Origin of the sequence: Haloarcula mannanilytica (assembly GCF_005406125.1) — an archaeon.
GTDB lineage: Archaea > Halobacteriota > Halobacteria > Halobacteriales > Haloarculaceae > Haloarcula > Haloarcula mannanilytica.
On sequence record NZ_BIXZ01000005.1, the window covers coordinates 118719 to 144059 of the forward strand.

General features: G+C 63.2%; 24 protein-coding genes. 9 read left to right on the forward strand and 15 right to left on the reverse strand.

The window, feature by feature from the left end:
• Positions 1–4: 4 nt before the first annotated feature.
• Positions 5–1957: a PKD domain-containing protein gene (locus Harman_RS14350; protein ID WP_137684466.1), complete on the forward strand. Its 1953-nt coding sequence runs from the start codon at positions 5–7 to the stop codon at positions 1955–1957.
• Between the two features lie 19 nt (positions 1958–1976).
• Here the strand turns inward: Harman_RS14350 and Harman_RS14355 are convergent, their stop codons facing one another.
• Complete coding sequence (locus Harman_RS14355; RefSeq protein ID WP_137684467.1) at positions 1977–2759, reverse strand: CAP domain-containing protein; 783 nt, start codon at positions 2757–2759, stop codon at positions 1977–1979.
• A 181-nt stretch (positions 2760–2940) separates the two neighbouring features.
• Between Harman_RS14355 and Harman_RS14360 the strand changes: the two genes are divergently transcribed.
• Together Harman_RS14360 and hmgB are read left to right on the forward strand one after the other, a co-directional pair.
• Positions 2941–3627 carry a hypothetical protein gene (locus tag Harman_RS14360; RefSeq protein WP_137684468.1) on the forward strand — a complete coding sequence of 229 codons (687 nt, stop codon included), beginning with the start codon at positions 2941–2943 and terminating at the stop codon, positions 3625–3627.
• Between the two features lie 104 nt (positions 3628–3731).
• Positions 3732–5069, forward strand: coding sequence for a hydroxymethylglutaryl-CoA synthase (gene hmgB / locus Harman_RS14365; protein ID WP_137684469.1), 1338 nt, complete (start codon positions 3732–3734; stop codon positions 5067–5069).
• Between the two features lie 192 nt (positions 5070–5261).
• Here hmgB and Harman_RS14370 read toward each other — a convergent pair whose 3' ends face one another.
• The 3 genes from Harman_RS14370 to Harman_RS14380 are packed head-to-tail and all read right to left on the reverse strand — an operon-like array spanning position 5262 to position 7201.
• Entirely contained in the window at positions 5262–5969 is a 708-nt protein-coding gene (locus Harman_RS14370) for a helix-turn-helix domain-containing protein (RefSeq protein ID WP_137684470.1), read from the reverse strand.
• A gap of 52 nt (positions 5970–6021) precedes the next feature.
• Positions 6022–6576, reverse strand: coding sequence for a type IV pilin (locus Harman_RS14375; protein WP_137684471.1), 555 nt, complete (start codon positions 6574–6576; stop codon positions 6022–6024).
• A gap of 55 nt (positions 6577–6631) precedes the next feature.
• Positions 6632–7201, reverse strand: a complete 570-nt coding sequence (locus tag Harman_RS14380) for a hypothetical protein (protein ID WP_137684472.1) — start codon at positions 7199–7201, stop codon at positions 6632–6634.
• Positions 7202–7303: 102 nt separating this feature from the next.
• Between Harman_RS14380 and Harman_RS14385 the strand changes: the two genes are divergently transcribed.
• Positions 7304–8827, forward strand: a complete 1524-nt coding sequence (locus tag Harman_RS14385) for a replication factor C large subunit (protein WP_137684473.1) — start codon at positions 7304–7306, stop codon at positions 8825–8827.
• Here Harman_RS14385 and Harman_RS14390 read toward each other — a convergent pair whose 3' ends face one another.
• From Harman_RS14390 to Harman_RS14410, 5 genes are all read right to left on the reverse strand, one after another.
• A complete protein-coding gene (locus tag Harman_RS14390; RefSeq protein ID WP_137684474.1) occupies positions 8828–9808 on the reverse strand; it encodes an amino acid ABC transporter permease in 981 nt (326 codons plus the stop codon).
• A 3-nt stretch (positions 9809–9811) separates the two neighbouring features.
• A complete protein-coding gene (locus tag Harman_RS14395) occupies positions 9812–10564 on the reverse strand; it encodes an amino acid ABC transporter ATP-binding protein (RefSeq protein WP_137684475.1) in 753 nt (250 codons plus the stop codon).
• Positions 10561–11241, reverse strand: coding sequence for an amino acid ABC transporter permease (locus tag Harman_RS14400; protein WP_137684476.1), 681 nt, complete (start codon positions 11239–11241; stop codon positions 10561–10563). Before Harman_RS14400 ends, Harman_RS14395 begins: the two co-directional genes overlap by 4 nt.
• A 3-nt stretch (positions 11242–11244) precedes the next feature.
• Positions 11245–12045, reverse strand: coding sequence for a basic amino acid ABC transporter substrate-binding protein (locus Harman_RS14405; RefSeq protein ID WP_137684477.1), 801 nt, complete (start codon positions 12043–12045; stop codon positions 11245–11247).
• Between the two features lie 64 nt (positions 12046–12109).
• A complete protein-coding gene (locus tag Harman_RS14410; RefSeq protein WP_137684478.1) occupies positions 12110–12598 on the reverse strand; it encodes a COX15/CtaA family protein in 489 nt (162 codons plus the stop codon).
• Positions 12599–12725: 127 nt separating this feature from the next.
• On the opposite strand from Harman_RS14410, the gene Harman_RS14415 reads away from it, so the two are divergent.
• The 4 genes from Harman_RS14415 to Harman_RS14435 all read left to right on the forward strand — a co-directional run bounded on the left by Harman_RS14415 (position 12726) and on the right by Harman_RS14435 (position 18149).
• On the forward strand, positions 12726–14651 hold the full coding sequence (locus Harman_RS14415; protein ID WP_137684590.1) for a methyl-accepting chemotaxis protein: 1926 nt from the start codon (positions 12726–12728) through the stop codon (positions 14649–14651).
• Positions 14652–14821: 170 nt separating this feature from the next.
• On the forward strand, positions 14822–17074 hold the full coding sequence (locus tag Harman_RS14420; RefSeq protein WP_137684479.1) for an NADP-dependent malic enzyme: 2253 nt from the start codon (positions 14822–14824) through the stop codon (positions 17072–17074).
• A 516-nt stretch (positions 17075–17590) separates the two neighbouring features.
• Positions 17591–17872, forward strand: coding sequence for a ribbon-helix-helix domain-containing protein (locus Harman_RS14430; protein WP_137684480.1), 282 nt, complete (start codon positions 17591–17593; stop codon positions 17870–17872).
• Positions 17865–18149 carry a type II toxin-antitoxin system RelE family toxin gene (locus tag Harman_RS14435; RefSeq protein WP_137684481.1) on the forward strand — a complete coding sequence of 95 codons (285 nt, stop codon included), beginning with the start codon at positions 17865–17867 and terminating at the stop codon, positions 18147–18149. Before Harman_RS14430 ends, Harman_RS14435 begins: the two co-directional genes overlap by 8 nt.
• Positions 18150–18390: 241 nt before the next feature.
• On the opposite strand, the gene Harman_RS14440 is transcribed toward Harman_RS14435, so the two are convergent.
• The 4 genes from Harman_RS14440 to truD form a co-directional block, all read right to left on the reverse strand.
• Positions 18391–18651, reverse strand: coding sequence for a hypothetical protein (locus Harman_RS14440; protein ID WP_137684482.1), 261 nt, complete (start codon positions 18649–18651; stop codon positions 18391–18393).
• A gap of 351 nt (positions 18652–19002) precedes the next feature.
• Positions 19003–19665: a ribonuclease H gene (locus Harman_RS14445; RefSeq protein ID WP_137684483.1), complete on the reverse strand. Its 663-nt coding sequence runs from the start codon at positions 19663–19665 to the stop codon at positions 19003–19005.
• Between the two features lie 397 nt (positions 19666–20062).
• Positions 20063–20758: a phosphoribosyltransferase gene (locus Harman_RS14450; protein WP_137684484.1), complete on the reverse strand. Its 696-nt coding sequence runs from the start codon at positions 20756–20758 to the stop codon at positions 20063–20065.
• 71 nt (positions 20759–20829) lie between these two features.
• The gene (truD, locus tag Harman_RS14455) at positions 20830–22212 is read right to left on the reverse strand and encodes a tRNA pseudouridine(13) synthase TruD (protein ID WP_137684485.1); all 1383 of its coding nucleotides are present in this window, start codon (positions 22210–22212) and stop codon (positions 20830–20832) included.
• A 140-nt stretch (positions 22213–22352) separates the two neighbouring features.
• Between truD and Harman_RS21995 the strand changes: the two genes are divergently transcribed.
• A complete protein-coding gene (locus Harman_RS21995; protein ID WP_268812806.1) occupies positions 22353–22481 on the forward strand; it encodes a hypothetical protein in 129 nt (42 codons plus the stop codon).
• A gap of 15 nt (positions 22482–22496) precedes the next feature.
• On the opposite strand, the gene Harman_RS14460 is transcribed toward Harman_RS21995, so the two are convergent.
• Positions 22497–23846, reverse strand: a complete 1350-nt coding sequence (locus Harman_RS14460) for an MFS transporter (RefSeq protein WP_137684486.1) — start codon at positions 23844–23846, stop codon at positions 22497–22499.
• A 77-nt stretch (positions 23847–23923) separates the two neighbouring features.
• Positions 23924–25330 carry a short-chain fatty acid transporter gene (locus Harman_RS14465; protein WP_137684487.1) on the reverse strand — a complete coding sequence of 469 codons (1407 nt, stop codon included), beginning with the start codon at positions 25328–25330 and terminating at the stop codon, positions 23924–23926.
• Positions 25331–25341: the final 11 nt, after the last annotated feature.

The window sequence follows — 25341 nt, forward strand, 5'->3', positions numbered from 1 at the left end:
CGCCATGACTTTCACGGGCGATGAGCGCGCACAGTCAGTCCAGGTTGGGGCTGTACTGCTGTTCGGCGTGCTTATCATCGCCTTCTCTTCGTATCAGGCCTTTGCCGTGCCGGAGCAAAACCGGGAGGTGGAGTTCAACCACAACCAGCAGGTCCAGACGCAGATGCAGGACCTGCGAAACGCAATCGTCAGCGTCCCGGGACAGCCGAGCCGGCAGGCCGTCTCGATCCAGTTGGGGACCCAATACCCGTCTCGGCTCGTGGCAACCAACCCCGGGCCGCCGTCGGGATTGCTGTACACAGATGGGACCAGCAACGAGTCCCAGAACCTCACAGTTCGCAATGCAGAGGCGATTAACCCCGAGACGGCAGATTACTGGAGCGGGACCGCACCGCGGCATTACAACACGGGGGCCATCGCCTACAAGCCGGAGTACAACGTCTACGGCGAAGCCCCGGAGACCGTCTACGAGCACTCGGTCGTCTACAACCAGTTTCGCGAGGGGAACCTCACGCTCTCGGAGCAGGCGATGGTCGACGGCCGCGACATCACGCTCGTCGCGCTCAACGGGTCGATGAGCCGCTCCGCAAGCGGTTCGGTCGCGGTCGACGTAGAGCCGAAATCCCAGTCATCCCGAACGATCCGTATAACGAATCCGACAGAAACTTCGAATGTGTCGGTCTCGTTTCTCAGCAGACTCCCAGCGTCAGAGTGGGAGGCACTTCTCAGCGACGAACAGTACGTTGCAAACGTTACTCACACCGAGGGACCAGGATCGCTCTACAACGTCACCATGGTTTTCGAGCGGGGAGTCACATATCGTCTGCAAATGGCGAAAGCCAGCGTCGGCACAGGCGCTACTGACGAGCGCGAAGCATACCTCACGACCGTCAGTACTGGGAACAGTAGTGTCGAGCAGGGTGACAGCGAGGAAATCGTTCTGGAGGTCCGGGACGCGTACAACAACCCCGTAAGCGATATCGAAGTTAACGGCGCAGTCGAGGGGAGTAACACAGGGTCGCTCACGACGGATACAGAGACCTCCGACAGCAACGGGCGCGTCGAATTCACCTACGAAGCGAAGCAGTCGACGGATACCGGGACCCACACCGTCCAGTTCAGCCTCAACGAAATCGATTCGTTCAACGGCGGTACGCCCGAAGACGTTTCAGTGCCGGTGACGGTGACGGAAGCAAATCAAGGCTCCGGTGGCGGGTCCGACAGCAGTGAGCTCATTTATAATGAGGATGCTGTCGCGCTCGATAGTAACGGCGACACTGACGGCGGCGTCCGATTTACCGTCACTAATGAGCTAGGCGAGACTATTGAAATAACAACAGTGGCGATTGACCCCGTTGACGACCAGATTGACTACCTCAGCGACAACACTGCTGGATTCTTCCAAAGATCTCCACAGGAAACTGAATTGTATATCGAGGCAGATCCCGACGGCTATACCGATCTCGGCACTGGGGCCAGCCTCCCTCGAACCATAGATGTTGATGGCGATGACAACTACTTTAGCGGCCCGAATCCGGTTCTATCCGACACGTCAACCGCTACGTTCCATCTGTTCGAGTTTGGGAATGGTAACAACGAGATAGATATGAACGGCGAGAGCGTCACGATAACCGTGACGTACGAACTATCGAGCGGCGGCACCGATTCAAAGATGTTCACGGTCACTCCGGGTGGTGCAAACACGAACGAGCAACCGGACGCCGATTTCACGATAGATAGTTCCGGAAATAGTAATAATCGAAACTTCGATGCCAGCCCGTCCAGTGACCCGCAAGGAGACCCCCTGACCTACGAATGGGACCTTGATGGTGACGGTCTCTTCAACGATGCGACCGGCCAGACGGTAAAAGAAAAGGTACCCTCCGACACGACGGTAGCACTTCGCGTCGTTGACTCGGAAGGAAACGCTGACACTGTCCGCAAAGAGGTTCCGTAACGGCCTTTCTTACCAGACCTCAGCAGAGGTTCACAGTAATATAGACGACACCGTCAGCGGTGGCCGCACCGACGCCGATGTGGTTCGCGTTCGGCATGTACAGCGTATCGCGGGGGCCAGAGAGGTCGAACCAGTGGTCGGCGACGGCGTTGGCAGTCCGGGTCGCGTTCGCGCCGTTGGGGTCGATGCTCGTAACCAGTTCGAGGTCGGTCACCGGGCGGATATACGTGTTCTCCACGTGGCGGAGGCGACACCGGTCGGACAGCCCAGCGGCCGCGTACCGGTCCCGGGTGTCTGACCCGTTCGCAATCGGGGAGGCCGACCCTTGCGCGGCCATTCGCTCGCTGTGAGTGGCGGCCATAGCCGAAAGTTTCTGTCCGGTCGTTGTCTCAGTCGGGAGGGTTCCGTCGATGGCGTCGTTGGTAAGCGGATCGCCGCGTCGGTCGTTGATTGCCGCTATGAGCGCGCCTTCGAGGCGGTCCGTATCGAGCGGCCGTTCTGTGTCCTCCGGTGTGGTCTGGACCCGCTCCGGTGTCGAGACGGGTGTCGCCGACTGTGGCTGCGTCGCTCCGGTACCAGTCCTCTCACTACGTGGTGTCGCTGGCGACGCACTGGTAGGCGTCTTTGCCGGTGATGCACTATCCATACTGGGGGTCGCTGCTGGTGGCCTGTCGGTCGTCACCGCCGGCGCTGGTTCGGACGGAGATGTCCCGACAGTCCCTGCTACTGCCATCCCCGCGAGTAACGAAGCGCTGATCGCCGCCAGGACCACGAGCCCGAGTGAGATACCCGATCTGTTCATGTGAAAGGTTCAGATGGCGTTCCGAGAAATGATACTTGGACGACCATTCTCTCGGAACTAGTTCGAACGGCGTAGAATCAGCTTTCTCTCTACAAATATGTTTGGACAGGATCACAGCTCCGATTACCAGTGACGAAAACCCGCCCGTAAACATCTTTACGTTGGATACGTGTGCTGAGGTATGGGTGACCTGTCGCGGCGCGGCTTCGGAGCATCGTTGCTCGTCGCGCTCTCTGCCGGCTGTCTCGGAAGTCGTTCTGGACAGGACGCCGAGACGACGCCGGCCCCGGAGCCGACAGCGTCACAGCGGGCCGTCACGACGGAAGGTGCCGATACTGCCTCGACGCCAGCGGCAAACAGCGCCGCTCCGTCCACAAATACGTCGACAGCACAGCGCTCTGAGACGGGCCAGGCAAACATCTCGACGGAGACCTCGGCGCGACTCCAGGTCGAAACAGAGACCCCAACGGCGACGCCCGAACCGAACCGCCGGTCGGTCGATACAACGTTCCGGCTGGAAGAAAACGAGTACGAGGACTACACGATTGAAGCGACGGGCCAGACGACACTGCAGTACGACCTTATCGTGCGGCGTGGTCCGGCTGTCGACGTTATCCTGTTCACCGAGGAAGAGTACCGGGCGTTCCAGCGTCGCTATCGGGCCCGGTACGCCAGCGAGGTGTCGCGGTTCCACCGGACGAACATCCGCGACAACCGGATTACCATCGCGCCGGGGACGTATCGACTCGTGGTCAACAACACTGACTGGTCACGTGCCGTTCCGTCGCCCGACGAACCGTTCGATGCTATCGAAGACGAGTGCATCGTCGATTTCTCCTTCAGGACGGACCCGGCGACCGACAATTAGCCGTCTGCCGCGTGCTGCTGGCTCGCGTCCCGTCGGAACAATACTAGACAGTTGTCGAATAGCCAGTCGACAAACCCATATACATCCGCGCTGACGTTGAACCCATGACTGCTGTCGGTATCGACGCCATGGAGATCTGGACCGGGAAGCTCAAACTCGACCTCGCGGAGACGTTCGCGCCGGCCCAGGGGGACGATCCGGGCAAGTACACCAAGGGGCTCGGCCTGCGCGCGTCGTCGTTCCCGGACGTGTACGAGGACATCGTCACGATGGGCGCGAACGCGGCCTACCGGCTAATGGACCGCAAGGGGCTGACCCCCGATGACATCGGCCGCATCGACGTGGCGACCGAGAGCGCCTTCGACAACTCGAAGCCGGTCTCGACGTACATCGCGGGCTGTCTCGAACAGGTGTACGACGAGAACTTCCACCACGCAAACAAGGGCGAGCGGAAGTTCGCCTGTATCTCCGGGACACAGAGCCTCGATGACGCGTACAACTGGATCCGCGCCGGGCGCAACCGCGGTCGGGCCGCGCTCGTCATCGCCACGGACACTGCCCTGTACGCCCGTGACGACCCCGGTGAGGCCACGCAGGGGGCCGGCGCGGTGGCGATGCTCGTCGACGAGAACCCCAATCTGGTCGAACTGTCGACCGAGCAGGGGTACGGCAGCGCCGACGAAACGGACTTCCTCAAACCGAATCAGCAGTTCCCCTCGGTCGACGGGAAGCGCTCGGTCAACGTCTACCTCGCCCGCATGCGCGAAGCGCTGGAGGACTTCGCCGAGGTGGCCGGCGACATCCACCCGGGCGACTACGAGATGATCCCGTTCCACACGCCGTTCCCGGGCATGGTCCGGAAGGCCGCAGCGCTTGGCTACCGGCACATCATCCGCGGCACGGACGTTGGTGACCTGATGGCCGAGGAAATCGGCCACCAGCCCATGCGCGCGGATTTCGAGACCGACGACGAGTTCCACGCCGCCATTAAGGAGTACACCGACGCACTCACCGAAACGGAACGCTATCAGGACTGGTACGCCACCGCAATCGAGCCAACCCTCGCAATCTCCCGCGAGGTCGGCAACTGGTACACCGGCTCCGTCCACATCGCCCGCGCCGCCGGCCTGAAACACGCCCGCGAGAACGGGCTGGACCTGGATGAGGCCCGTTTGTTAGTCGCTTCCTACGGTTCGGGCGCACAGGCCGAGGTCCACGCCGAGACCATCGTCCCCGGCTGGGAGGAAGAGATCGGCGCGCTCAGCATCGACGAACAGATCCGGAACCGCTACGACCTCTCCTTTGCGGAGTACGAACAGGTCCACGACGTGCACAACCACGAGACTGAGACCGATGTCGAGGAGTTCACCGCGCCCGAAGACGAGTTTGCCTTCGACGGCTGGGGGCGGATGGGTGAGCGGAAGTATCGGTACGTGGAGTAGCGAGGTTCGGAGCGAGCAACGCGAGTGAGAACCTCGAACCGAAGCGGCGACCGCGGGGAGCCGTGGAGAATATCGAGAGGCCGAGCGAAGCGAGGGCTCTCGAATAGCGAACGGGGAGCGTAGCGACCCGTGAGTACGAGAGCGCGCGTTACTTGTTATTAGGCGTCAGATAATATGACCGGAAACTAACGCTCAGGGAAGCTCTCGCAGACCGTCCAGCAGGTCCTCTAGATCGATATCGGTGATCGCCAGCGAGAAGTCGTCAATGCGGGCGAGGTCCTGCGCGTGCTCCCAGACGGCCTCGTCGTCGAGGCCGTGGAGGATGACCGCGTTGGGCGTCGGGGAGACGACCCGGAGCGCGACCAGCGGTGACTCGCCGCGGGTCACGTTCGTGAACACGAGCGCGCGGTTTGTCGACTGGCCGTACAGCTGATAGAACTCGTCTGAGGAAAGGCGTGTGATGGCGGCGATGGAGTTAATAACGGTGTGGCCCGCCACGGTGTCCTGGCTGCCCCGGAAGAGCTCTTTGGCGTCGATGGCATCGTAGACGCGCTCGACGCCGACGTTGGCCGAGTACTCCCGGAGGTCATGGACCACATCGCTGTCGAACCCGGCCGAGAGCACGCGGGCGTGTTGCCGGATGTGGTCGCCGCCGCGGTCCTCGTCGATGTCGAGTAACGCACCGACGAGTCGTCTGACAACGCCGATACCGGGGTTGTCACGGCGACCGCTCTCGTAGTCAGACACCACGGACGGTGACACGTCGAGTTCGTCCGCGAGTTCCGTCTGCGCGACATCGAAATCGGTACGCCACTTCCGCAGGGTCGCCCCTGGTTCGTCGCTCAGTGCCACCTCACCCGCCATTTTCTCCGCGAGATCCTCGCGTGCGCCCCCTGCCATTAGTTCACACGCTGGGCAGACGCGAATAAAAGGGTATCGGAACCACGGGCCCTTACCGGCGGGCAGTCAGTTCGACCGCAGCCAACACGCCGTTCGAAGGAGCGTGAACGACGCGTACGTCGATGGCGTCGCCCGGTTCGACGGTGCCGCCGCCGGCGTTCAGCTGGAAGGTGATCGTCCGCCCGGCTGACCAGGGCTGGCCCCCCTCGGCGATGACGCCGCCGACGCAGTAGTCGTAGACGACGTTGTCCGGGTCGTCGGTGTTGCTCGCTGAAAGCGCCGTTCCGGCGACCGGGAGGTCGACGAGACGGGCGCGGGTGCCGGTGTCCGGAAGCCGGACAGCGATCTCTATCTCGTCGGCCGGAACCGAATCGCCGCCAGCGTGTCGGATCTCCACCGTGTTCTCACCGCAGCCGCCGGAGGGACCAGTCACGAAGCTCCCCGTCGAGCGGGCGACGGTGGGCGTCCGATCGTCCAGATCGACAGTCTCATTCAACACGAACCCACCGACTGTCGCGGCCAGGAGGACGGTGATCGAGAGCAGCAGAACGACGCCGATGACTGGGGAGACGCCGCGAGGGTCGTGACTGTAGGTAGGGCGGTCCACGGCTGTCGTTCTCTATGCTATGCCTTCCGTCAAAAACCTCAGCAGCGAGCCCCCGCTACAATTCGCCGAGTGCGGTAGCGAGTGCGGCCCCGACGGTCCCGAAGACGACCGGGTAGACGATACCAGCGAGGACAATCGCCGTCAGCAGCGTCGGCGCGCCCTGTCCCGATTCGCCGGCGCTGACAGTGAACAGCACCGACCCAAGCACCGCCAGCGGGAGATAGCCCAGCACGACGGCGGGACCGACGCGAACCGCGCGGCCGATGTCGGCCGCCCCGTCGAGACGAGCAGTCGCCATTCCCGCGGCCGTTAGCACTGCCGGTGGGAGCAGGTACAGAATCGGCGACAGCGACTCGTTCTCGGCGATGAAGTTGACCGCCGACGTGCCGCCGAGGAACGGGATGTTGACGGTAATCGTCGTCGTCACGAACTGGGCGTTGAAAAACACCCAGCCGACGATTTTCCAGGCCGCCCGGTCATCGCCGAACGACTCGGCGATGTTCGTCAACAGGGCGTCCTGAACGGTGGGGATGCTCAGGGCGTAAACGAAGACGTACGTCAGAACGAACGCGGCGGTACCGGCGAGGGCACCGACGCCGTAGCTCCGACGGGCTGTATCACTCATGACGGTTAGGCCGCGGCCGGTGACGGGGATATGTCTTCTGGCTGTCGTGGGCGGAGTAGCGCTCCGCAATCACTAAACGCCGGTCGCACCAACCACGATTCAATGGATTGGACGGAGAAGTACCGCCCGACGACGCTGTCGGAGGTGCGGGGCAACGACAAGGCCCGCGACGCACTCAAGGAATGGGCGGAGACGTGGGATGACCACCGCGAGGCGGTCATCATCTACGGGTCCCCGGGCATCGGGAAGACCTCGGCCGCCCACGCGCTGGCAAACGACATGGGGTGGCCGACCATCGAACTCAACGCCAGCGACTCCCGAACGAAGGACGTAATCAATCGGGTGGCCGGCGAAGCCGCCAAGTCCGGGACGCTGACCGCCGGCGGTGGCGGCCGGCGACTCGTCATCATGGACGAGGCGGACAACATCCACGGCAACGCCGACCGCGGCGGGGCGCGGGCCATCACCGCCCTTGTGAAGGAGGCCAGCCAGCCGATGATTCTCATCGCCAACGAGTACTACGAGATGTCAAACGGCCTGCGGAACAACTGCCAGGACATCGAATTCCGGGACGTTTCGCCCCGCTCTATCGTCCCCGTCCTCCGTGACCTCTGTCGCCAGGAGGGCGTCGAGTACGAGGACGAGGCGCTGGAAGACCTCGCCGAGCAAAACAGCGGCGACCTGCGAGGCGCGGTCAAGGACCTTCAGGCCATCGCCGAGACGACGGAGCGGCTCACTACTGATGACGTAATCACTGGCGAGCGCGACACCACCGAGGGCATCTTCGAATACCTCGACGTGGTGCTGAAGGAGGCCGGCGCACAGGAAGCGCTAGAGGCCAGCTACGACGTGGACGAGACGCCCGACGACCTCATCAACTGGATCGAGGACAACATGCCCAAAGATTACCAGGGAGCCGAACTGGCCCGGGCCTACGAGTTCCTCTCGAACGCCGACCAGTGGCTGGGACGCGTGCGCGAGACGCAGAACTACTCCTTCTGGCGCTACGCCGGCGACAACATGACCGCCGGCGTCGCCGCAGCACGGGACGGAACAAAGGGCGGCTGGACCCGCTACGGCCCGCCGAGCTACTGGTCGAAGCTCGGCCGGTCGAAGGGGACCCGCAACACCCGGGACTACGTCGCCCAGCAGATCGCGGCTATCGACGGCGTCTCGATGCGGACCGCCCGCCGCGAAATCATGCCGTTCCTTTCGACGATGACCCACCACTGCCGGAATCGTGAGCTGACGGTCGCGATGGCGGCGACCTACGAACTGGAGGCCGAGCACGTCGCATTCGTTACCGGCTCCGGCAAGGACACGAACAAAGTCCAGGACATCGTCGCCGACGCCGAGGCGCTCAGGGAGGAAGCCGCCGTCGAACACTCCGGCGGCGTATTCGAGGGAGCAAGTGCCGACGGTCGAGACGGAGAAACCGATGCGGATGGCGATTCTGCTGATGCCGATGCTGGCGACGAGAACGGCGACCAGCAGGTGACGCTCGCGGCCGAGGACGGAACGGAGTCCGACATCGCCGCTGACGAGGCCGATACCGACGAGACGGAATCAGCGAGCGAGGCCGCCGAAGACGACGACCAGCAGTCCGGCCTCTCGGATTTCATGTAGTCACCGGCCGGTCGTGCCGAGGCCGGGAATGGCGACCTGTTCTTCGACGTATTCCATGAGCAGCGACGCCGAGATGACCAGCGCCAGGTAAAACAGCCCGGCGAGGACGAACAGCTCCGTGTACCGGTAGGTCTCGCTGGCGATAGCGTCGGTCCGCTCGAACAGCTCGCGGACGGTGATGAAACTCGCCAGCGAGGAGTACTTGATGAGATACACCAGCTCGTTCGACCAGCCCGGAATCGCGTAGCGCAGGCCCTGGGGCAGGACGACGTGGCGTATCCCGTCGACCTTCGAGAGGCCGATGGCACGGGCGGCGGTGAGTTGCCCCTCCGGGACGGAGTTCAGCGCCGACCGGATGTACTCGGACTGGTAGGCTGCGCTGTTGAGCGTGAACGCGATGACGGCCACCCAAAACGCCTGAGCGGGGATGAATCCGGTCCCGACGGTGGGTAGCTCGCGGATGACCGTCGTCAGCGGCGTCGCAAAGTAGAGGACGAACAGCTGGGCGAGCAGCGGCGTCCCGCGGAACAGTTCCGTGTACCCAAGCGCGAGCGAGCGGGTGATAGTCCCGCCGTACACCCGGGCGACGCTGAGCGGGACGGCGATGACGAACCCCAGTGCGATGCCCAGCACCGTCAGCAGTATCGTCGCCCACACGCCGATTGCCAACTCCGGGAGGTAGGGGATCGACGCCGCCAGGAACTCGAAGAAGCCAGCGACCCAGCCGACGGGAAACCCGACTGGACCGAGACTTGCCGCGAGACTGCCGAGCGCCGACGCGGCCGCCTCGAACGGTGCTGTCGGGAAGAACGATGTTCCGCGTTCGATGAGCGCGCCATCCAACAGAAAGTCGTTCGTCCACCGCACGACGAGCCACGTCCAGAAGACGGCGACGGTCAACAGTGTCAGGGGCTGGTCGGTCAGCTCGGCGGCGCGGGTACGGATGGTTCGCTCAGTAGTCGTGGACTCCGGCGTCCCCATCGGTCACTCCCCCTCGTGGGTCGTCTCCAGACGGCTGAGGAACTCGCCGGTCCGGGCCGCCTGCGGGTTCTCGAACAGCTGCTCGGGCGGGCCGTGTTCGACGATACGCCCCTCATCAAGGAAGATGATGTCCGACGCGGCCGACCGCGCGAACCCCATCTCGTGGCTGACGACGAGCATCGTGATGCCCTCGGCAGCGAGGTCGCGCATCACCTCGACGACTTCGCCGACGAGTTCCGGGTCAAGCGCGCTGGTCGGCTCGTCGAACAGCAGGAGCTTCGGGTCCATGGCGAGTGCACGGGCGATGCCGACGCGCTGTTTCTGGCCGCCGGAGAGTTCGGCGGGGTAGGAGTCGGCCTGGTCCGAGAGTCCGACCTGTTCGAGGTGTTCGTAGCCCCGCTCGCGGGCCGTTGCCTTGTCCATCCCGCGGACTTTCCGCAGGCCGAGCGTGACGTTTCCAAGCGCCGTGAGGTGGGCAAAGAGATTGAAGTCCTGAAACACCATGCCGACCTGCTTGCGGAGTTCGTTCACGTCGGTGTCGGCATCGGTGACGCAGTCGCCGTCGAGGTAGATGTCGCCGCTGTCGATTTCCGTGAGGCGGTTGACACAGCGCAGCATCGTCGACTTCCCGGAGCCGCTTGGACCGATGACCACGTCCACGTCGCCGGCGTCCATCTCGAAACTGACGCCGGAGAGTACCTGCTCCTCGCCGTAGGACTTGTACACGTCGTCAAGTGCAAGCAGCGGGTCGCTCACGCTCGCTCACCTCCGGGGATGCTAAAGCGGTCGTCGAGGCGGTCGAGCGAGCGGTTCGTCACGAACGTGAGGACGAAGTAGATGAGGCTCACAGTCAGGAAAATCTCCAGTGCGGCGGTGCTCTGACCGCCCTGATAGAGGTTCTGGCCGACGGTCAGGAGTTCGCCGAGGCCGATGACGATGGCGATGCTCGTGTCCTTCAGGACGATGGTGAACTCGTTTTGAAAGCCGGGAACGCTCCGGCGGAGCGCCTGCGGGACGACCACGCTTCGGATCGCCTGGAACCGGCCCATTCCGACGGCGCGAGCGGCTTCCAGTTGGCCCTCGTCGACGCTCTGGAGCGCCCCGCGGAATATCTGGGACTGGTAGGCGGCGCTCCGAAGGCCGAGTGCGATAGTCGCGGTCACGAAGGCGCTGCTCGACACCGAGAGCCCGAAGAACAGCAGGATGATAATGACAAGCAGCGGCGTGCCGCGGAGGACGACGCCGGCCGTCTCGACGGCGCGTTTGAGCGGGCCGCGGCCGTACACCTCGATAGCTCCCGCCGGGAACCCGAGCAGGAATCCCAGCAGGATGCTCGCCACCGTCAGGGCGACTGTGACACCAGTGCCTGCGATCAACAGGTCGAGGTTCTCGACGACGAACGCCCAGTCACTCTGCAGCGGAAGGGGTGGCATCGGTTACTGCTGGCCGAACCACTTGTTCGTCAGGTCCTGATAGGTGCTCCCGTCTTGCACCGTGGCCAGGCCGTCGTTGAGCGCCTGCGTAAACTCGTCGTCGTCCTCGCGGACGCCAAAGCCGAAGTTCTCGCCCGTCTCGTACGTGAAGGCGATAGTGACCGGGCGCTGGGCGGCGAAGGTCTGAGCGACCGGCTCGTCGATGACGACTGCGTCGATGTTGCCGTTCTGGAGGTCCTCGACGGCCAGCACGTAGTTCCCGTAGGAGTTGTAGTTCGACTCGTCGAGGTTGCCCGGTTCGATGAGTTCCGATTGAACCGTGCTCTCGCCGGTGGTCCCCTTCTGTGCGCCGATGGGGCGTCCGGAGAGGTCCGACAGCGACGACGGCGAGAAGTCGCCGTCCTCGCGGACGACGATGGCCTGGTTGGAACTGTAGTAGGGATCGGTGAAGTCGATGGTCTGGTCGCGCTCGTCGTTGATGGTCATCCCCGCGGCGACCACGTCGATGTTGTCGTTCGTCAGTGCCGGAATCAGGGACTTGAACTCGAACTCCTCCCAGCCGGCCAGGGTGTAGTCGGTCTCGTCGATGACCGCCTCCAGCAGGTCGACATCGAACCCGACGAGTTCGCCGTCCTGTTTCATCTCGAACGGTGGGAAACCGGGCGCGGTTCCGGCAGTGATTTCCCTGCTGCCGTCCCCGCCGTTGCCGCCACCGCCGCCGAAACAGCCGGCGAGCGAGACGGTTACTGCGGTTCCACCGACCGTGGAGAGATACTGGCGTCGTGAAAGGCCGTCGTCTGACATAATCCCGACCACACGGCAGACCGGAATATATCTTACGTGTTATCAACAGGGGTGGTACTCGTGTTCAATCGTCAGCGCGTGCCGTACGCTGGCTATCGGCCGACTGTACTGATGGTGACTCAGCCGTGTCGGAGTATGCCCACGCCGTCGCTGCGACCATCGCGCCGAAGATGAGCTGTGCGGCTCCGTGGTGGAGGACCTGCGCTGTGGCCCCGAAGTTGAAGATGGTGTTCGCGCCGAGGAGAATCTGCACCGGGAGCACGACCGTGGCGACGGCGGTTGCGAGCCTGATCCGCCGGCTGTAGTCGCCCCGCCACGCTGCGACCGTCGAACCGATGATGCCGAAGCCGGTAATCATCGCGACAAGCCGGTGGAACCACTCGACGAAGCTCGCCCAGTTGGCCGGGAACAGTCCCATCCAGCCGTCACAGAACGGCCAGCGCGCCTCACAGGTCAGCCCAGCGCCAATGGCACCGGTGTACACGCCGAGCAGGATGAGTGCGAACGTCAGCACTGTCGTCGTCGCCACCAGTCGGCGGAAACGGGTGGTCATACCTAGACCTTCGGTCGCACGTACTTATGCTCTCTTTTCCCGCCGTCCGATAGATGCAATTATCTTTACTGATATTCCCGGAGTCACCTTTATCTACAGATCACATGGAATGGAACGTAGTTACTTCATGTTCGACCAGATCCGCACCTACATCTCCGGCCAGGCGTCTCAACCTTCGGACGCTACGGGCCGACGGACGGACGGCGGACTCGTCGCAAGCGACGGGCAGGCGCGCTTTCTGACCGACGCCATCGACCCGGACTCACCACGACTCAGCGACCGCTTCGACGATCCCGAGAGCGCCGCAGTCGGGTCCCAGCACATCGACCGGCAGTTCGAGCTCGGTCCCGACGAGCTACGGACGCTAATCCGGGAGTACGAAGCCGCCGGAATCAGCCAGGGCGAGTTCGTCGCAACGCAGGGCTTCGTTACCGAATCGCTCGTTCAGGGTGCCTTCGACGAGCTCAGGGACGAACTCGGGCCGGACGCACAGGCCGCTATCGACTCTGTCGAGGCCGAACTCCAAGAGGGACTGGAAACGACCCAGTACGTCTCCCGGACCGGTGTCGAGGCCTTCACAGACGCCGCGTCGGCCACCAACTCTGACTCTGGTTCCGACGGAGGGCTGAATTACCACGACGTGTTACACCACATCGGGACGCCGCTCTTTATTCTGGATACGAACGGCGACATTCTCACCTGGAACAGTTCGCTTGAGAACCTCACCGGCGTCTCCGAGTCCGAGGCACAGGAGATGGAGATGGCGAGCATGGCGTTCTATCCGGACGGCCGACGCGGGAAGACGCTGGCCGACAAGGTCCTCGACGCGCCGGAGACCACCCACACCGAGTACGACGTGCCGAAAGTCGAGGGCGAGGAGTTCACGCTGTACCGGGACACGAGCGTGATGGCCGACCAGCACGGGAACGAACGCAACATCTCGTTCAGCGCCGCCCCGATCTACGACGACAACGGCGACCTCATCGCGGTCGTCGAAATGGTACAGGACCGGACCGACGAGGCCAACCGCCACGAGGCCGTGACGGGCCTGGTCGAAGAGGTCAAATCGACAATGGCCGCGCTCAAGAACGGCCAGCTCGATGCCCGGGCGTCGTTCGACCGGACCGACGGCGGCGAGTACGTCGACGACCAACTCTACGAGGTCGTCGACTCGCTCAACGATATGGCCGAACAGGTCGAACAGTTGGCGGACCAGGTGGACGAACAGGCCCAGCAACTCGCGGTGACCATCCAGCAGGCGAACTCGTCCGCCGAAACCGTCGAGAATCGGGTAACCGAACAGACAGACGCCCTGTCGACGGCCGCCGACAACATCCAGAATATCGGAGCTGGGATGGAAGAAGTCGCCGCGACATCGAGCGAGGTGGCGTCGGCGGCAAAACGAGCGAAAGACGCCGCCGAAGACGGGTCGGAGGCAGGGGAAACGGTCATGGAGGTCACCGACGGCCTCACCGAGACGAGCGAGGACCTCGTCGACACCGTCACCGACCTCGACGACCAGATGGACGAAGTGAGCGAAATCGTCGAGATTATCGCCGACGTGGCGGAGCAGACGAACATGCTGGCGCTGAACGCCAACATCGAGGCGGCCCGGGCCGGCGAGAGCGGGAGCGGGTTCGCCGTCGTCGCCGACGAGGTGAAGACACTCGCCAACGAGACGAGCGAATACGCCTCCGAGATATCGACGAGTATCAACACCATTCAGGACCAGGCGACCGAAACGGCCGAGATGGTCGAAACCTCCCACGAGCAGGTCGAGCACGCGGAGTCCGAGATCGCGGACGCGCTGGATGCGCTGGACGAGATTTCTGACGCCGTCGAAGAGGCGACCAGGGGTATTCAGGAGGTCGCCGACGCAAACGACGACCAGGCGAGCGCTATCGAGGACGTGACTTCGATGGTCGAAGACGCGCAGAACCACGCACAGGAGGCCGAAACGGCGACCAAGGAGATCGTCGAAGCGACCGACAGACAGGAGGACGCAGTCACCGAACTGACTGACCGAGTCGGCGAACTCACGAACTCCCACTGACTCTAGGACGCGATTTCACCGGCTGTGTCCGAGTGGTCCGGTTTTCCAATTGATGGGACACAGACGGATCAAACCCAACCGCAATCCGGCGGTATTCGACAGATGTCGTTGTACCGCTCGTTCGTTGACGGTAAACTTGTCTTTTTTACAGTTGGGTTCGACCTCCGGGTATGGGACTTGACGAGGACGCACTGGAGTACCACCGGAGCGAGCCGCCGGGAAAGATAGAGATCGCGACGACGAAACCGACGAACACGCAGCGAGACCTCTCGCTGGCGTACTCGCCCGGCGTGGCCGCGCCGTGTAACGAGATCGACAAAGACCCCGAGAAGGCCTTCGAGTACACGGCCAAGGGGAACCTCGTCGGAGTCGTCTCCGACGGGTCCGCCGTGCTCGGCCTCGGCGACATCGGCCCGGAAGCCGGCAAACCGGTGATGGAGGGAAAGGGCGTGCTGTTCAAGCGCTTCGCCGACATCGACGTGTTCGACGTGGAACTGGACACCGACGACGCCGAGGCGATGATACAGACGGTCCAGGCGATGGAGCCGACCTTCGGCGGCATCAACCTCGAAGACATCGCGGCCCCGGAGTGTTTCGAGGTCGAACGCCGACTCAGCGACAAACTGGACATCCCCGTGTTCCACGATGACCAACACGGGACTGCAATCATCTCCGGCGCGGCGATGGTCAACGCGGCCGATATCGCCGAGAAGGACCTGGAAGACCTGGAGGTCGTCTTTTCGGGTGCCGGGGCCTCCGCTATCGCCTCGGCGAAGTTCTACGTCTCGCTGGGCGTCTCGAAGGACAACATCACGATGTGTGACTCCTCGGGTATCATCACCGAAGACCGGGCCGCCCACGAGGACCTCAACCGGTTCAAACAGGAGTTCGCCCGAGACATCCCGGAAGGCGACCTCGCCGACGCGATGGAGGGCACTGACGTGTTCGTCGGGCTCTCCGTCGGCGGCATCGTCGACCAGGAGATGGTGCGGTCGATGGCCAGCGACCCCATCATCTTCGCGATGGCGAACCCGGACCCCGAAATCGCCTACGAGGACGCCAAGTCGGCCCGCGACGACACGGTCATCATGGCGACGGGCCGCTCGGACTACCCGAATCAGGTCAACAACGTGCTGGGCTTCCCGTTCATCTTCCGCGGTGCACTCGACGTGCGGGCGACCGAAATCAACGAGGAGATGAAGGTCGCGGCGGCCCGCGCGCTGGCCGACCTCGCAAAGCAGGACGTACCTGACGAGGTCGTCAAGGCCTACGGCGACCAGCCCCTGCAGTTCGGCCCGGACTACATCATCCCGAAACCACTGGACCCGCGGGTCCTGTTCGAGGTGACCCCCGCAGTCGCGGAGGCCGCTATCGAGAGCGGTGCGGCACGGACGGAAATCGACACGGACGCCTACGTCGAGAAACTCGAAGCCCGGCTCGGCAAGTCCCGTGAGATGATGCGCGTCGTGCTCAACAAGGCCAAGAGCGACCCGAAGCGGGTCGTCCTCGCCGAGGGCCACGACGAGAAGATGATCCGCGCGGCCTACCAGCTCGTCGACCAGGGCATCGCCGAACCGGTCCTCATCGGCGACGCCGACCGCATCGAGTCGACGCGCCGGAAGTTCGGCCTGGAGTTCGACCCCATCGTCGTCGATCCGGAGACGGCCGACGTGGCCGACTACGCTGACCGGCTGTACGAACTCCGACAGCGAAACGGCGTCACGCGCCGCGAGGCCGAGGAACTGGTCCGGGACGGGAACTACCTCGGCAGCGTGATGGTCGAGATGGGCGACGCCGACGCAATGCTGACCGGCCTGACCCACCACTACCCCTCGGCCCTGCGTCCGCCGCTACAGGTCATCGGCACGGCCGACGACGCCGACTACGCGGCCGGCGTGTACATGCTGACGTTCAAGAACCGTGTCATCTTCTGTGCCGACACCACGGTCAATCAGGACCCCGACACGGACGTACTGGAGGAGGTCACCCGCCACACCGGGGAACTGGCCCGCCGGTTCAACGTCGAACCGCGGGCGGCGATGCTGTCGTACTCGAACTTCGGCAGCGTCGACAACCCCGGGACGAAGAAGATCCGTCGGGCGGTCTCCCGCCTACAGGACGACGACCGCGTGGACTTCCCGGTCGACGGGGAGATGCAGGCCGACACCGCCGTCGTCGAGGACATCCTCACCGACACGTACGACTTCGCCGAACTCGACGACGCCGCAAACGTGCTCGTGTTCCCCAACCTCGAAGCCGGGAACATCGGCTACAAACTGCTCCAGCGGCTGGGCGGCGCTGAGGCCATCGGACCGATGCTCGTCGGCATGGACAAGCCGGTCCACGTCCTCCAGCGCGGCGACGAGGTCAAAGACATCGTGAACCTCGCCGGCGTCGCCGTCGTCGACGCTCAGCAGGACTAACCGACTACCTGTCTTTTCGCAGGAGCTTACCCGTTTGTGAGGCTGTCATAGAACTGTTGTCACGCCCAAGCTGAAATGGTCAGTAGAGGAGAAGGAATGTTCGCGGTGACTACCTACTTTTCACTGAACCATCCCGCGTATTCGGGGTTGCCGAGAATTCCTAACCGGTAGTAAAGGAGTAAGAGAATGACTGCCATTAGAAGCCCTGATAGAACACCCGATACGAGAGAGTCACCGAAGAAATAAGAGACGAGTCCTATCGCTATTGGCAAAATCAATATAAGTACAACCGACTGCTTTCGGGCGAGTATATTATCCATTTCAGCCATTATTTGACCAATAACTCTTGGGCCACGTATTCTCTTCGCTGTTCAATTCGCAGACCTACTGAGCGGCTGTTTCAGCTCAAATCAGAGGGTGAGAATCCTCCGCCTCAATGCGTCTATCCACGCCACACACAAGCCGATTGTGGTTCCGCCGAAACGACTATTGGTAAGACGAGCGTATTACGAGTATATGTCTAAAGCGGACACAAACGACGACGACGGAGACGACATCGCCACGGTGAACTTCAAAGTCACCGAGTCGTTCCTCGACGAGATCGACGATACGTGGCAGGGGCGCGGGTTCAACAGCCGGAGTGAGTTCATCCGGTACACGCTTCGAGACGCCGTTGAGTTCCCGACGTTCGACCGCGACGAACTCGTCGCTCTGCTCGAAGCCGAGGAGGACATCCGCGAGGGACGAACGACGAGCGCCGAGGAGGCCCGCGAGCGGTTCGGCACGAGCGATGAGTGACGACGGGTGGACGTGGGAACTTTCATCGACGGCCGAAGACGACCTTGACGATCTATCTCCCGCCGAGCAAGACCGGATACTCGACAAGCTCGATGAGATCGTCTCCTCGCCGTGGCGCGACCCGCCGGACTACGGCGAGCCACTCCAGAACAGTCCGTACAAGAAGATTCGCATCGGGGAGTTTCGACTGTCCGTGAGTTTCCGGCAGGACGACCAGCGGCTCGTCGTCGCACGTATCAAACGTCGGAGCGGCGCGTACACCGCTGACGATGACTAAGGGAAGACTATACCGCCGACAGCGTGGTTCTTGATAGATTCGGGGCTCTGCAGAAACCTCTAACAGATTACATATCCTGTCCCGACTGCGGTCAATACGCAGTCCGACTGTGGGGGCAATTCAGACCATCTTGACTGAAAACAACACCCTACGAAGAGTTGTATGACCCTCCGGTTCTATCGAGGGACAAAGTAGCCCCGCTAAAAGACACAGCGTTCTGGCCCGTCGCCGGAACGCGATGTCACGTATCGCCTCGCCGTCGACCGCGGGTCGGTGGGTGGAGGAAGAGTGCATCGACGACGGCCACAGCGCCGACAAGTGACGCGCCAGCGATTGCTGCCTGGAATGAGAGGCCCAGAACAACCGCGGCGACGAGTGTCAGGACGAACACCGCGGGGATGACGGCGAGTACGAGGTCGTGCCGCGTCGGCGACTGACGCGGCAACAGTTGCTCGGCGTACTGTCCGCTGAAACCGTCCGGTCCGTCAGTTCTGGTACTCAACGTAACTCACCTCCCACTGTATACTATCCTATTTCTAATATATAAAATTTGGTCTGTGTGACGTTACCCAAACGTACGTAAGAACGGAGTCGATGATCGTCATAAGTTATGAGGTAGATATACGTTGACGAGTAGCCGATACAACAGCCGGGATCGGGTCGTTACGGTGTTTTCCACGGGTAAGCGTGTTTTCTCACAGAAGCGTAGATGTATGTAACTATCCGTAATTATTCACGACGGGTTGGCAAACGCAGATGCAACGGAGCGATAACGACGAAGTGGAGAGACAGAGCAGTAACCGCGATGTGGTAGAAAGCTTGCGTGTCGCCGGCTTTGGCCAGCCGGGTCCTGTCAGTCCGACACGCCGCCACGCTCCGCGCGGGACGGGGGCGGGACACGCTCGTTTACGGTCGGCGCGTCAGGGAGGACACACCGGTCCGGTTCGGTGTTGACGTGGGCATACTCCTCAGGGGTGTTCGCCAGCGGATGCGCAGGATTGCGGTCACCGGAAATCCGCGCCGCGCGGACCTCACCGAACCCGTTGATACGCGCCTGAATGCCGCGCCAGTGCAGCCCCGTCGACGGCGGGACGGAGACGGAATGTGGCGGCTCATAGGCGGAGCCGTGGGACGCCAGCACCTCCGCGTTCACGTTTTCGGCGAGCTGGTCGTGGTCGATGAGCAGTCCGACGCGGGCGTTGGGCGGAGCCCGTCTCGCTAGCACGTCAAGCCCGAGATGGAGCGCCCGGTACTCCGCGACGTTGTTATCGGGACATGTGTCGGGGACCGACAGCCTGACGACGCGCTCACCGTCGAGGGTTTCGATGACGACACCCAGCCCGCCCGTCGGGCTGTCCGACTCGCTGTCGGGCGATGTCGTGCCACCGTGGGGTCTGAACGACCCGTCTGTGGCGATGTAGAAGTCTCGATGGTGACTCCGCGGTGGATGCGCGATGTGCGGCGTCGGTGATTCATCGAACAGGTCTCGAAGTGACGGCCGGCCGTAAGCGGCCATAGTTTCCGTTGGGTAAGCAGGATAATAAATATATTCCCTCGATGGGGTCCATGGCCCAGTCCAGCAGTTTTGTACCCTTCGACGCACCTGATTCCCATCCTGAGAGCTCGGAGCGACTATTCCGAATCGGAGTGAGAAAGAGTTATATCGACATAGAACTATGTTACCAATACACATATGACTCCGACGAAAATTCGTGAACGACTGGAAGAGTCAGAGGACCGGGTCGATAAAGAGCTGTTCGTCAGCGCGTTAGAGTACGTCCGGGACGACGGTCGCGGCCGTCGCTAACCGTATTTTTATCGGGGCTAGCGGAGGGAGGAGCTGGCTAGCGATAGCGAGCGGAGCGACTAGCAATTCGAGCGACACCGGCTGCCGTTCGGTCCGCCGGCCCTGCTCAGTTGTCGGTGAGTTGCCAGCCGCCGCTGACCGAATCGACGACGCCGCGCCGTTCCATCTCGGTGGTGACTTCGCCCAATCGGTCGGGCTGTGCGATTTCCAGATCCGTGTGGCTGACGCCGTGGTACTCCCGCAGTAGGCGACGGATGTCGTCTTCGGTGTGGGCCTGCTGGTCGCTCTTTTCCATGACGCCCGCGATGAGTTCGACCATGTCCTCGACGAAGTTCCAGGGATAGACGACCCAGGTCCACTCGTCGAGGCGCTCGCCGACGAACTCCGGCTCGTGGTCGCTGGTCTGGAGCAACTGGAGCGTCGCCGTTCGGACGCTGCTTGGGTTTCGGTCACGCACGCACTCGGCGGCCGTCTCGATGGACTGGCCGGTGTCGGCGATGTCGTCAACGACCAGCACGTCCTTCCCCTCGACCGCACCGTCGGCCAGCGGGTATTTGATCTGTGCCTCCTCGCCTTTCGCCGCGGTCCCGACGTAGTGTTCGACCTTCAGGCTCGCCAGGTCGTCCAGCCCGAGAAAGTCACAGAGACAGCGTCCGCCGAACCAGCCGCCCCGTGCCAGCGCAACAACCACGTCGGGTTCGAACTCTGCGGCTTTTACGTCGTCGGCCACGTCGCGACAGAGCCCGTAGATGTACTCCCAGTCGGTGATGGTACACGAAAACTCGTCCGGTAGCTCGCCCATACGAGATGGCGTGTGTGGCTGGACTTAACCGTTGCATATTCCGCGTCAGTCACCGACCCCGCAGCGGGCCGCTACGCGTCCGGGTCGCCTTTCCGGAACTCCCGGAGGAGGACCGTCGCGTAGCTCCCCTTCGGCAGCGAGAACGAGAACGTCAGGTCGGCCCCGTCGCGCTCGACACCGAGGTCCGTCCGGAGCAGGATGGCCCGCCGCGTTCCGTCGCTGTCGAACGCGCCGGGGAGGTCGAAATCGGCCTGACTGAGGCCAATATCGTCGAGCACCTCGCGGGCGATATCCCCCGGCTCACCGCTACCGAGTTCGGTGTCGGTCCCGACCAGCGGCGCAGTGACGAAGGCCCGGCCGCGCTCGCAGTGGCGCTCGACGGTCGACAGCCGCTCCGCGGTGACCTGCTGTGTGCGGTCGGCGTCCGGAATCGGGAAGTCCTCGGGCGCGTCGCTGTCCCGGAAACAGACCACGTCACCCTCGACGGGTCGGTCGAAGGGCAGTCCCCGCTCCAGCCGCTCCGAGAGGATGCGGTTGAAGACGTAGGACTGAGCGGCGTTGACGAACAGCGACTGGAGGTTCGACGGGAGTTGTTCCAGCGCCTCGCGGAAATCGGCTGGCTCGTCGGCCCCGTTCTCGACCAGCCGATGGCAGATGGAGCGCTCGTAGCCCAGCGCGCCGGGGAGTTTGTCGAGCGCGCCGGCCCAGTCGTGGGTTTCGTCGACGTACGCGCGTGCTTCTTGCGTTGACTCGGGTTCGCGCTCGTTCGGGTTCCCGACATAGGCGAGGACCGCCTCCCGCCACTCGCCGCGGGCGATTGCGAGCCCGACCTCGTGGGTGACCGGCCGGCGCGACCCGAACCGCTGCTGGCCGAAGTAGTTCGGCACGCCGACGGTCGTCTCGCCGTCCGGCAGCGTGGAATCGGCGGAGCGGTCCTCGCTCGCCGTTGGCTCGGTCCCGGCAGCGAACGTCGTGAGGTCCGCCACGACGCTGGCGGCGTTTTCCGTGTTCTCGGTGTCCCGAACGACGATCTCGAAGGCGTTACCCGCCAGATCGCCAAAGAGGATGGGGCGGCCGGCGCGACCGATGACCTCAATGTCCGTGCCACCGATCTCCGGTAGTTCCTCGGCCCCGATTCCCTTCACCGAGAACAGTTGCGTCGTGATCGCACGCTTGTCTTTCGTCCCCGCCCACGACACCCGTTCGCGGGAGATGCCCAGGCGGTCGGAGAACTTGCTGGCGAAGTCGTTGGTCTCCCAGTTCCGTAGCTCTGCCCGGAAGACCAGATGCGGGTACGCGCCGGTGTCGGCGTCCACCGGCTCGGTGTCGAATGCCTCCAGTTCCCGAACGCGGAAGTCCGCAGGTGAGGAACGGAGACGGCCGCCCACCCCGTCGGCGTCGCTGACGTAGTACTCCATGCCGACTGCCTGCTCGATTGGGTGGGCCGATTGCATTGAGTGGATGTTCGTGGGTCGGCGCTTAGGGTTGGCGTTTGCGGACTCCCACGGTCCCGCATCGCCCGGCACCTAGTGTTATCACGGCACACATTCTATCTGCGAATAGGTCGTGGCTGTGTTGGCGACCGGAGAGTACGATGCCAAAGCTAGCATGTAAGAGCTGCGGACGAGAGATCACGTTCGATAGGGAGGGCCAGGAAGGTCGCGCGCCGATGCGGTACTGCCCGCGCTGTGGCGAGGAGTTCCCGCCACGGGACGAGTGGTAGATCGGCGCGAAGACCTCATTCGTAGGCTTCGAACTCCCGGCCGAAAACAGCGAAGTAGACGACGCCGGCGAGCCCGACGACCGTAGCGACGCCGAAGGCCAGTTCCGGGCCGGCCTGAATCGTTATCTCATCGACAGCCACCGCCCACTCGCTGCCGTAGAGCCAGCCCCCCAGCGCGGCGCTGGGGATGACTAGCGTGTTCCGAATCAGGTAGTACGTTCCGGTGACGCGGCCCCCTGCGTCCCGCTCCGCCGGGCCGACAATGAGCGCCTTGTGAGCGGGCAGGCCGGCAAAGCGCAGGCCGGAGAAGGCAAACAGCAGGACCAGCACCCACTGGTCACCCGGCGCGAAGATGAGCAGCAGTGGGAACACGGCATAGACGAGAAAGCCCAGCGCGACGGCGGGCTTGAGGCCAGCCCACTCGGTGAGCTTTGCGACGGGGGCCATCGAGAGGATTGCGACGACCATCTCGACGCCGATCAGGACGCCGAAGAAGGCGTCAGGGCGCAACTGGACGCCGAAGCCAGTGAACCCCACAGAGAGGAACTCCGTGACGACGATGACGAAGAAGACGTACACCATGCCGTTGGCGAAGCGGACGAACGTATCGGCGACCAGCAGCGGTCGGAGCGTCGCCGGCATCGTCCGCAGATCGTCGATGATCTGGTCCATGCCCTCGAAGGATTTGCCGAGCGTATCTTCGCTAGCATCGTAGAGGATGTGCTGGGCGATGGTGGCGACGATACCACAAGCCAACGCGACCAGCAGCACGCGCCCGAAGCCGTCGACGAAGGTCGCGGTCGTGGCAAGCAACGCCGCGGCGGCGAGCGGCCCGAGCAGGAAGCCGATGCGGCGGAACATCTCCGTGCTGGCAAACCCCATCGCCAGCCGCTGTGGCGGGACGCTCTGCTTGACGATAGCGAAGGTCGCGCCCAGCCCAAAGGACTTCCAAGCCTGTGCGAGAAAGAGGCCGACGAACACGAGCGTCCAGGCTGGCAGCGTCGTCCCCCCAAGCGTGATGTCGCCGACGACAGACGCGAGATACCAGATGCCAAAGCCCACTGTCGCCAGCGTCGCGAAAACAGTCAGCGCCAGCCGCGAGCCGATGCGGTCCGACACCGCGCCGCCAGGGTATGGATACACCGCGCTGATGAGATTCCCGACGCTCCCGTAGAGGCCGATGACGCCGGCGCTGGCCCCCAGAATCCGCATGTACTCGGGGATATATCGGCTCGTCATCTGGAACGCGAGACTGAACACCAGCATCGACAGCGAGAGCACGAGCACGTCCCGCTCCAGCGCGAAGAACTGCCGGAAGGAATCGAGCAGGTCGACATCCTCCTCGGCTCCCGTCTCAGTTGCCATTATCGGACGCAGTCCCCCCAACACCTTAACGCTCGAAGAAGGGGCAATCGGTCGGTTCGCCGGGGTTGCAGCCCTGCTCAGTACGGCAGGACGAACAGGACGACGGCCAGGAACGGCGTGAGCGCAATCATCATGGCGATAGCGTAGCCGAACATCTCCCGGGCCTTGATGCGGGTGATGGCAAGCAGCGGGAGCGCCCAGAAGGGGTTCAGGAGGTTCGTGTGGGCGTCGCCGACGGCGTAGGCCATCGTGGCCTGGCCGACCGGGACGCCGAGGTCCTGCGCGGCTTCGAGAATCGGCGGGCCGAGGATGATCCACTCGCCGCCGCCGGAGGGGGCGAAGATGTTGACCGTCGCGCCGCTGAGCCAGGCGATGACCGGGAACGTCTGGGGCGTGGACAGCGAGATGAGCGCGCCCGCCATCAACTGCGCCAGCCCGGAGGAGGCCATCATCCCCTGGATGCCAGCGAAGAAGGGAAAGAGCAACACGATACCCGACGCGGCGGTCGCCGCCTCGCCGAACTTCTCGCGGTAGGTCTGTGGGTCCATGTAGATGAAGATGCCAATCGTCAGGAAGCCGAAGTTGACGATGTTCAGCCCGAGCGCGTCGATACCGGACTGGACGAACTGTGCGAGGACCATCGCGATACCTGTCAGGCCGATAATCCCGCCGAGAACGCGGCTGTGGTTGATTCGCTCGGCCGGGACCTGACTGGATGACTCAGCGGTCGCCTCGACGCCGCCGTCGCTCGCCGACTCGAACAGGTCCGCTTCGGGGACGTAGTGCGTGATACCTCTCGCCTGGTCACCAGTGGGCGTGATGACGTAGAGGACGATGAGCGCGTAGGCGATGGACAGCCCCGTCAGCATGAGGCCGTAGGGGTGGAAAATTGTCTCCGAGGCGGAGACGACACCCTCGATGACGCCCTGCTGGATGAACTCGTTGCCCTCCGTCGCGAGCAGGAGCGGCGCGGACCCGGACAGCCCCCAGTGCCAAGTGAGGCCGAGGCCGAGATAGCCCGCGACACAGAGGACCGGATAGTGAACGTTGATACCGTTTTCATGGGCGGTCTTGCCCATCTCGCGGGCGAAGATTGCGCCGAGAATGAGGCTCAGTCCCCAGTGAATCCAGCCCAAGAGCATCGTCAACAGTCCGACGAGGACGACCGCTTGCTTCCCGGTGTTCGGAATCGCCGTCAGCCGGCGGATGCCGGCGTTGACACGCGGATGGTACGCCACGACGAAGCCCGTCATCAGGATGAGCACCATCTGCATCGAGAACGTCAGGAAGGCCCAGAATCCGTCGTACCAGAACTGGACCATTTCGATGGGACCGGACCCGGTGAGGCCGACGCCAGCCAGGAACACGACGTAGCTGAGGATGAGCGCGAACAGGAACGGGCTGGGCATCCACCGTTCCACCAGCGCGGAGAGTCGATAGCCGATTCGTTCGAGGGGCGTCTCGTCTGTGCTATTTGTTGACATAATATTACCAC

Excerpts from the sequence above, each read along its gene's own strand:
- Harman_RS14370 (WP_137684470.1), bottom strand. The coding sequence starts at position 5,969 with ATGGCAGGGGGCGCACGCGAGGATCTCGCGGAGAAAATGGCGGGTGAG.
- Harman_RS14380 (WP_137684472.1), bottom strand. The coding sequence starts at position 7,201 with ATGAGTGATACAGCCCGTCGGAGCTACGGCGTCGGTGCCCTCGCCGGT.
- Harman_RS14450 (WP_137684484.1), bottom strand. The coding sequence starts at position 20,758 with ATGGGCGAGCTACCGGACGAGTTTTCGTGTACCATCACCGACTGGGAG.
- Harman_RS14350 (WP_137684466.1), top strand. The coding sequence starts at position 5 with ATGACTTTCACGGGCGATGAGCGCGCACAGTCAGTCCAGGTTGGGGCT.
- Harman_RS14445 (WP_137684483.1), bottom strand. The coding sequence starts at position 19,665 with ATGGCCGCTTACGGCCGGCCGTCACTTCGAGACCTGTTCGATGAATCA.
- Harman_RS14360 (WP_137684468.1), top strand. The coding sequence starts at position 2,941 with ATGGGTGACCTGTCGCGGCGCGGCTTCGGAGCATCGTTGCTCGTCGCG.
- Harman_RS14415 (WP_137684590.1), top strand. The coding sequence starts at position 12,726 with ATGTTCGACCAGATCCGCACCTACATCTCCGGCCAGGCGTCTCAACCT.
- Harman_RS14390 (WP_137684474.1), bottom strand. The coding sequence starts at position 9,808 with ATGGGGACGCCGGAGTCCACGACTACTGAGCGAACCATCCGTACCCGC.
- Harman_RS14420 (WP_137684479.1), top strand. The coding sequence starts at position 14,822 with ATGGGACTTGACGAGGACGCACTGGAGTACCACCGGAGCGAGCCGCCG.
- Harman_RS14435 (WP_137684481.1), top strand. The coding sequence starts at position 17,865 with ATGAGTGACGACGGGTGGACGTGGGAACTTTCATCGACGGCCGAAGAC.
- Harman_RS14405 (WP_137684477.1), bottom strand. The coding sequence starts at position 12,045 with ATGTCAGACGACGGCCTTTCACGACGCCAGTATCTCTCCACGGTCGGT.
- Harman_RS14400 (WP_137684476.1), bottom strand. The coding sequence starts at position 11,241 with ATGCCACCCCTTCCGCTGCAGAGTGACTGGGCGTTCGTCGTCGAGAAC.
- truD (WP_137684485.1), bottom strand. The coding sequence starts at position 22,212 with ATGCAATCGGCCCACCCAATCGAGCAGGCAGTCGGCATGGAGTACTAC.
- Harman_RS14385 (WP_137684473.1), top strand. The coding sequence starts at position 7,304 with ATGGATTGGACGGAGAAGTACCGCCCGACGACGCTGTCGGAGGTGCGG.
- Harman_RS14460 (WP_137684486.1), bottom strand. The coding sequence starts at position 23,846 with ATGGCAACTGAGACGGGAGCCGAGGAGGATGTCGACCTGCTCGATTCC.
- Harman_RS14465 (WP_137684487.1), bottom strand. The coding sequence starts at position 25,330 with ATGTCAACAAATAGCACAGACGAGACGCCCCTCGAACGAATCGGCTAT.
- Harman_RS14430 (WP_137684480.1), top strand. The coding sequence starts at position 17,591 with ATGTCTAAAGCGGACACAAACGACGACGACGGAGACGACATCGCCACG.
- Harman_RS21995 (WP_268812806.1), top strand. The coding sequence starts at position 22,353 with ATGCCAAAGCTAGCATGTAAGAGCTGCGGACGAGAGATCACGTTCGAT.
- Harman_RS14355 (WP_137684467.1), bottom strand. The coding sequence starts at position 2,759 with ATGAACAGATCGGGTATCTCACTCGGGCTCGTGGTCCTGGCGGCGATC.
- hmgB (WP_137684469.1), top strand. The coding sequence starts at position 3,732 with ATGACTGCTGTCGGTATCGACGCCATGGAGATCTGGACCGGGAAGCTC.
- Harman_RS14410 (WP_137684478.1), bottom strand. The coding sequence starts at position 12,598 with ATGACCACCCGTTTCCGCCGACTGGTGGCGACGACGACAGTGCTGACG.